The 6147-nt window shown below is 50.8% G+C and carries 5 protein-coding genes; 2 read left to right on the top strand and 3 right to left on the bottom strand.

The window, feature by feature from the left end; all coding sequences use genetic code 11:
* Positions 1–81: 81 nt before the first annotated feature.
* Entirely contained in the window at positions 82–1479 is a 1398-nt protein-coding gene (locus tag CAG65_RS19385) for a tryptophanase (protein WP_161454678.1), read from the bottom strand.
* 495 nt (positions 1480–1974) lie between these two features.
* Between CAG65_RS19385 and CAG65_RS19390 the strand changes: the two genes are divergently transcribed.
* The gene (locus tag CAG65_RS19390; protein ID WP_161454675.1) at positions 1975–2634 is read left to right on the top strand and encodes a DUF2057 family protein; all 660 of its coding nucleotides are present in this window, start codon (positions 1975–1977) and stop codon (positions 2632–2634) included.
* Between the two features lie 24 nt (positions 2635–2658).
* Here CAG65_RS19390 and CAG65_RS19395 read toward each other — a convergent pair whose 3' ends face one another.
* A complete protein-coding gene (locus CAG65_RS19395) occupies positions 2659–3954 on the bottom strand; it encodes an HD-GYP domain-containing protein (RefSeq protein ID WP_161454676.1) in 1296 nt (431 codons plus the stop codon).
* A gap of 209 nt (positions 3955–4163) precedes the next feature.
* Here CAG65_RS19395 and CAG65_RS19400 point away from each other — a divergent pair, with 209 nt between their 5' ends.
* A complete protein-coding gene (locus tag CAG65_RS19400) occupies positions 4164–4694 on the top strand; it encodes a GNAT family N-acetyltransferase (protein ID WP_161454677.1) in 531 nt (176 codons plus the stop codon).
* A gap of 48 nt (positions 4695–4742) precedes the next feature.
* Here CAG65_RS19400 and CAG65_RS19405 read toward each other — a convergent pair whose 3' ends face one another.
* Complete coding sequence (locus tag CAG65_RS19405; protein ID WP_021706696.1) at positions 4743–6131, bottom strand: SLC13 family permease; 1389 nt, start codon at positions 6129–6131, stop codon at positions 4743–4745.
* Between the last annotated feature and the right edge of the window lie 16 nt (positions 6132–6147).

The raw sequence follows: 6147 nt of genomic DNA on the forward strand, positions 1-6147 counted from the left end.
GAGTATTGCATAGGATACGCTGAAACACCGGGATAATTTAACATTTAAGCAACAAAACGTACGTCATTTGCCCGCTGCCGGTTACAGGGCACGGAAACGCGCCGTAAAATGCCTCAACACCGGTGGTTCGTACTCGAACGTCAATCCTTTCAATTCGTGAGCACGCTGCTTGAGCGCAATGATAGCGTCGGCGATGTAGTCCATATGATCGTTAGTGTAGACCCGGCGAGGAATGGTCAGACGCATCAATTCCAGCTCAGAGGCTTTCTGTTCGCCAGTTTCGGGGTCACGTCCAAGCAGAAGGGAGCCGATCTCCACTGCTCGAATGCCCGCTTCCAGATAGAGAGCATTGCACAGCACCTGCGCCGGAAACTGCGCTGGCGAGATATGTGGCACAATTTTAGCCGCATCGACAAACACAGCGTGGCCGCCGGTCGGTGACTGAATCGGAATTCCACCCTCACGGAGCCGCTCACCTAAGTACTCAACCTGACTGATGCGATAGTGAAGGAAATCTTCATCCGCGGCTTCGTATAACCCGCGAGCCAATGCTTCCATGTCTCGTCCCGCCATCCCGCCGTAGGTCACAAAACCTTCCATCGGCACACAGCGGGTGCGTACCGCCTGAAACAGCTCTTCATGGTCACGAATGCAGCACAGCCCGCCGATATTGACCATGGGATCTTTCTTGGCCGACATAGTCAGCATATCGCCGTACTGGTACATCTCGCGAATGATATCCAGGATGGACTTATCCTGATAACCAGCCTCGCGTTGTTTGATGAAGTAAGCATTCTCACAGTAACGGGCAGAATCGATCACCACCGGGATGTCGTGCTTAACCGCCATCTCATACACCGCACGCATATTGGCCATTGAGACAGGCTGCCCGCCTGAGCTGTTACACGTTACCGTGGTGATGATCGCACAAATGTTGTTGGCACCATGTACTTCAATGGTTTCCTCCAGTTTCTGCAGATCAAAATTGCCCTTCCAGTCATACGGTGTGGTGGTGTCAAATGCGTGCTTGTCCACCACGTTGATCGCCTTGCCACCATTGAGCTCAATGTGGCCTGCGGTGGTGTCGAAATGATAGTTTGAGATGAACACCGGGGTGCTGCCTCCACGCACCTGACGCATGCGTTCGATCAGCGCCGGAAACAGAATCTGCTCAGCTCCTCGTCCCTGGTGTGCCGGGACCGTCAGCTTGTAGCCGAAGAAGTGTTGCACCGCTTCGCACAAATGATAGTAGTTACGGCTGCCAGCGTAGGATTCGTCCCCCAGCATCAAGCCCGCCCACTGGTTGTCGCTCATGGCTCCGGTTCCGGAATCGGTTAACAGATCGATATAAACATCATCACTGCGCAATAAAAACGGATTGAGGCCCGCTTCGGCCAGTGCGCGCTCACGATCCGCTAACGTGGTCATTTTGATTGGCTCAACCATTTTGATTCGAAAAGGTTCTGGAATACGTTTCATCATTCGTTTCCTTAGGGGTATAGAGTGCCCTGCAGTGAATACGCTGCACGGCGAATATCAGGTGGAGTTAGGTGTTGTCAGGAAACTAGAATGAAGAGCTCTCTTTACTGAGCAGGGATAAGCCGTAATCGAGGTTATACCAGGGTGACAACACTAACGTGCTGTCGAGCAAATGGATGCGTCGCATAGCGTTATCTCTCCTTTGGTGACAATACACTCTAATATAGGACATTTTTCCACCACATCACTGTGAGGACGCCCTCAACTTAACATTTGAGAAACATTTGTCGTATGTTCAGGCCGGCGATTCCATATGCACTGACAACCGTATTGAGTGGGAGTGAAAACAAGATGTTAACAGCCATGAGAACAAATCGTAGGTTGGGATTAAATTTTGGTTAAATCTTCAAACTTCTGGCGATTAATCGTTGCATTCATCGTCATAGCTAGGCAGTCTCTTTCCGTTCAATAGGAATATGCACTAGGATAAATACAATGAATGCTATCAAATCTTTATCATTCTTGCTTGCTATGAGTGTCAGTGGCTTTGCAATGGCTGATGTGACGCTGAACATCCCAACCACCGTCGATGTGCTGGTTGCAAACGGTGAAAAGCCGTCGCTGTCCGGCAGCCTCTTTTCGTCAGAAAAGACGTTGACACTCCCAGACGGTGAGAACCAGCTGGCGTTCCGTATCGAGCAGTACTTTGATAAAGGCAATGATCGCATCATTGTGGAAAGCGACGTCATCATCGCCAAGTTTAATGAAAGCGGTAAAGAACTGAGCTTCGAGCTACCGAAATACCGCAATGAAGTTGAAGCTCAGGAAAACATCAAAGACGCGGAATGGTCGCTGGTGGATCAATCTGGTTCTCAAGTCAACGTGAGCGAAGACAAGCTGATCAAAAAAGGCATGCAGATTGGCCGTAACTACTCTCAGGAGCTGATGGAATATAACCGCAAAGGCGGTGTTGCCGCGGTAGCAGTTGCAGGGTATGCGGCCACGCCAGCAGTAACGGGCACACAACCTGCAGCGCCGGTTGCAACCAGCGCACCTGTCTCAGCCACAACGGCAGAAGAAATGCTGCACTTTTGGTACAGCAAAGCGGATGAGCAAACCAAAGCGCGCTTCAAAGCATACGTGAACGGTCAATAAATCGCCGTGTGAAAAAAGGAGCGTTTACGCTCCTTTTTTTATCTCCGACTGGCTGGTGTGTGCAGCATCGCGACCGGTGGAAATTTCATAGCACTTCTGCCCGTGTGCTTTGAGGCAGAAAAACACCCGGCTATCAAGCTGATGATTGACGACTTGCTGCTGGATAATCGTCATCGCCTGCTCCAGACTCATGCCATCCCGATACGGACGTGATTGGGTCAACGCCTGAAAAACATCCGTCATCGCCACAATCCGGCTCGGCATGTCCAACTCGCTGGCAGTTTTGCCAAGCGGATAACCGCTGCCATCCAATCGTTCATGATGATTAGAAGCCCACTCCACCACGCGCTGGGACGTAAACATACTGCGTAACGCATAACGAGTATCGGTCGCGTGGCGGCGAATGCAGGTGTATTCCGCTTCGGACAATCGGCCTTCTTTATGCAAGACATTATTAGGGGTACGAAGCTTGCCGATGTCGTGCACCAGTCCCGCCAGATACAACATACGCTGTATACGTTTGGAATACCCCAATTGCTTGCCGATGAACTCCGTTAACTCAGCCACGCGCAACGAATGCTGAAACGTAAACGAGCTTTTGGCATCGACCAACTGCGCCAAAAACTCCGCAATATGGATCGTTTCTTCCAGCCCCATCTGCGCTGAAAAAAATGGCACCGGTTCGAAATGCAGCGCCATATCTTCGATGTAATGACTCTCCATGGAAAACCAGAAGTCGTCGTTGTCCACCAGCTCACACAAATGCTGAACCATATTGGGTTCGAACAAGGTGCCACTGTTATCACCTAACTCCCTGATGATGGTGTGTTTGGCGTCCACACCCAGATTACCGAAGTGATCCGGATCGGCGATAGAATAGAGATAATCCAAGCGATCGGAGATAAACGCCAGCGCCGCCAACTGCTTTTCAACCTCGGTCAGCACATCTAAATGAGAGAGATCCTGCCACCAGGTATGGTGGTGTAAAACTGGCACTGCAAACCCGGATAACGGATGACAGCTGCTGAGCAGTTCATACCCTTTCCGACAGTGAGAGTGGGTGTCCCGGGGTAATAACTCTGACAGCAGCGGGGTCATCTCCTCGGGCTGAGTGACACCACAGTCATGGATCAGGCCGAGATAAAAAGCGAGCTGAGCCTGCTCCTCATCCCAACCCATCCGTTTAGCGCAGCGATAAGCGATATACCCGACCCGGTGACCATGATACGCATCGTTGATGCCCACCGCATCCAGAGAATCAGCGATACCAAAGAGCACGCGACGTAAGTCAATGCTCACTTCGTCACGAAGAAAGTCCATTCTGTTAACCTAACTGACATGTTGTTTTTATTATGGTGCTCAGAGAGTAAAGCAAATGTGACGATTAATCCCATATTTTCTTGTGGTTATTAGGCAATTCGTGACTGAACTAACGTAGACCATGAATTACGTGCAACAAATAATAAAAGACTATTTGTAACAATAGGTTAAACTCATAACTACGGATAATATATCGCAAGGAGAACCGGATGTTCACCCGCATCATCGACGACGAGCTTGAACTGGCTCTGCCTCAACCATCATTCGCGCCGCGCTACCTGGAGCTGGTCAATACCCAGCGTGACTATCTGGCCCAATGGCTGGCATGGCCGACGAAAGCCCATAATGAAGCCTTTTTTGCTTCGTTTATCCGCAATGCTGTGAAAGATTACGCTGACGGGAACAGCATGGTCTGCGCCATTATTTATCAGGGAGAAGTGGTTGGAAATTGCAGTTTTAATCGCCTCCATCATGACCTGAAAAAAGCCGAGGTCGGCTACTGGCTATCCGAATCCCATCAGGGCAAAGGTATCATGACTCGCGTGGTCAAAACACTGATCGACATTGCCTTTAGTGAGTTGCACATGGAAAAAGTCGAACTGAGCGCCGCGGTAAACAATACTGCCAGCCGCGCAGTGGCTGAGCGGTGTGGCATGCAATTGGAGGCGGTTCTCAGCCATCAGGAAAAGATCGGGGAACGTATTCTCGATCACGCTATTTATTCGGTGACACGAAACTGACCAAACCAGCAAAGAGGTGCCGAACCACCGGCACCTCCCTAACAGGTTTTAGACCCAGAAGAACATGGCGATCATCGTCAGAGCAATGATGCAGGCAATGTTCAGTACCAAGCCCACTCGCATCATTTCACTTTGTTTGATGTGACCTGAGCCGAAAACAATCGCATTCGGTGGGGTTGCAACCGGCAGCATAAACGCGCACGAAGCTGCAACAGCAATCAGCACCGACAGCACCACAGGTGACAGACCAAACGCTTCAGCGACCGTAGCAAACAGAGGGATCAGCAACGCGGCGCTGGCGGTGTTGCTGGCAAACTCCGTCAGGAAAACCACAAAGATCGCAATCACCAACACGATGAAGAAGATGCCCAGATGCGCGATGGCGTCACTGAGTACATTGGCCAGAAATACACTGGTTCCAGTGACTTTCAATACGTTGCTCAGACAAATCCCGCCGCCAAACAGCAGCAGCACACCCCAGTCAGCGGTTTTTTCGATGTCTTTCCAGTGCACCACACGAGCAAAACTGACCAGAATAATAGCACCCAGCGCGACGATGGTATCGAACTTGGCGTACCCGCCCAGCATGGCGTTGATCGGCTTACTGAAAATCCACAACACAACCGTCAGGGAGAAAATGCCCAGCGTCACCACTTTGCCTTTATCCCAGTGGACGGCCTCTTGATTGAGCTCGAACTGACCGCGCAGATCCGGTTTAAGCATAAAGTACAGTACCGCAATGGCGATCGGCAGTAATACCGCCGCCGTCGGCAGGCCAAATGCCATCCAGTCAGTGAACGTCAGACCCACTTCTGCGGCGGCAATAGCGTTAGGCGGACTGCCCACCATGGTCGCAATACCGCCAATACTGGCACTGTACGCCACGCCTAGTAGTACAAACACATAGGTTTTATGTCCGCTGTCTGAATTGACTTTGCTCAACACCCCGAGCACCAGCGGCAACATCATCGCCGCAGTCGCGGTATTACTGATCCACATGGAAAGCAGCGCCGTCACCCCAAACAACATAAAGACCGCCACGCTCATGCGACCTTTGGCCAAAACCAAGACTTTATCGGCGATAACTTTATCCAGCCCCTGGACATGCATCGCGGCAGCAAGCGCAAAGCCCCCTAAAAACAGGAAAATGATTGAGTTGGCGAAGTTATTCAGCGCTGTCTGGGTATCAAACACCCCCAACAGTACGGCCATCACGGGCACTAGAATCGCGGTAACCGTCACGTGCAGAGCTTCGGTCAACCACAAAATGGCCACAAAAACCAGAATGCTGAGTCCAAGCACGACTTGCGGATCAAAGGGTAAGGTGGTGTACATCACCAAAAATAACAGGATATCGGCGATGATGATGAGGCTGTTTCGGTTAAAAAACCATTCTCGGGTATTGGAAGGTAAAGGGACACTATCGTTTCTGTTCATTATTATATTCCTTATG

It is taken from the genome of Vibrio sp. V39_P1S14PM300 (assembly GCF_009904765.1).
Classification (GTDB): Bacteria; Pseudomonadota; Gammaproteobacteria; order Enterobacterales; family Vibrionaceae; genus Vibrio; species Vibrio proteolyticus.

What these genes read in the sequence shown, in the direction of transcription:
- CAG65_RS19400 (WP_161454677.1), top strand. Translation starts at nt 4,164, where the DNA reads ATGTTCACCCGCATCATCGACGACGAGCTTGAACTGGCTCTGCCTCAA.
- CAG65_RS19405 (WP_021706696.1), bottom strand. Translation starts at nt 6,131, where the DNA reads ATGAACAGAAACGATAGTGTCCCTTTACCTTCCAATACCCGAGAATGG.
- CAG65_RS19390 (WP_161454675.1), top strand. Translation starts at nt 1,975, where the DNA reads ATGAATGCTATCAAATCTTTATCATTCTTGCTTGCTATGAGTGTCAGT.
- CAG65_RS19395 (WP_161454676.1), bottom strand. Translation starts at nt 3,954, where the DNA reads ATGGACTTTCTTCGTGACGAAGTGAGCATTGACTTACGTCGCGTGCTC.
- CAG65_RS19385 (WP_161454678.1), bottom strand. Translation starts at nt 1,479, where the DNA reads ATGAAACGTATTCCAGAACCTTTTCGAATCAAAATGGTTGAGCCAATC.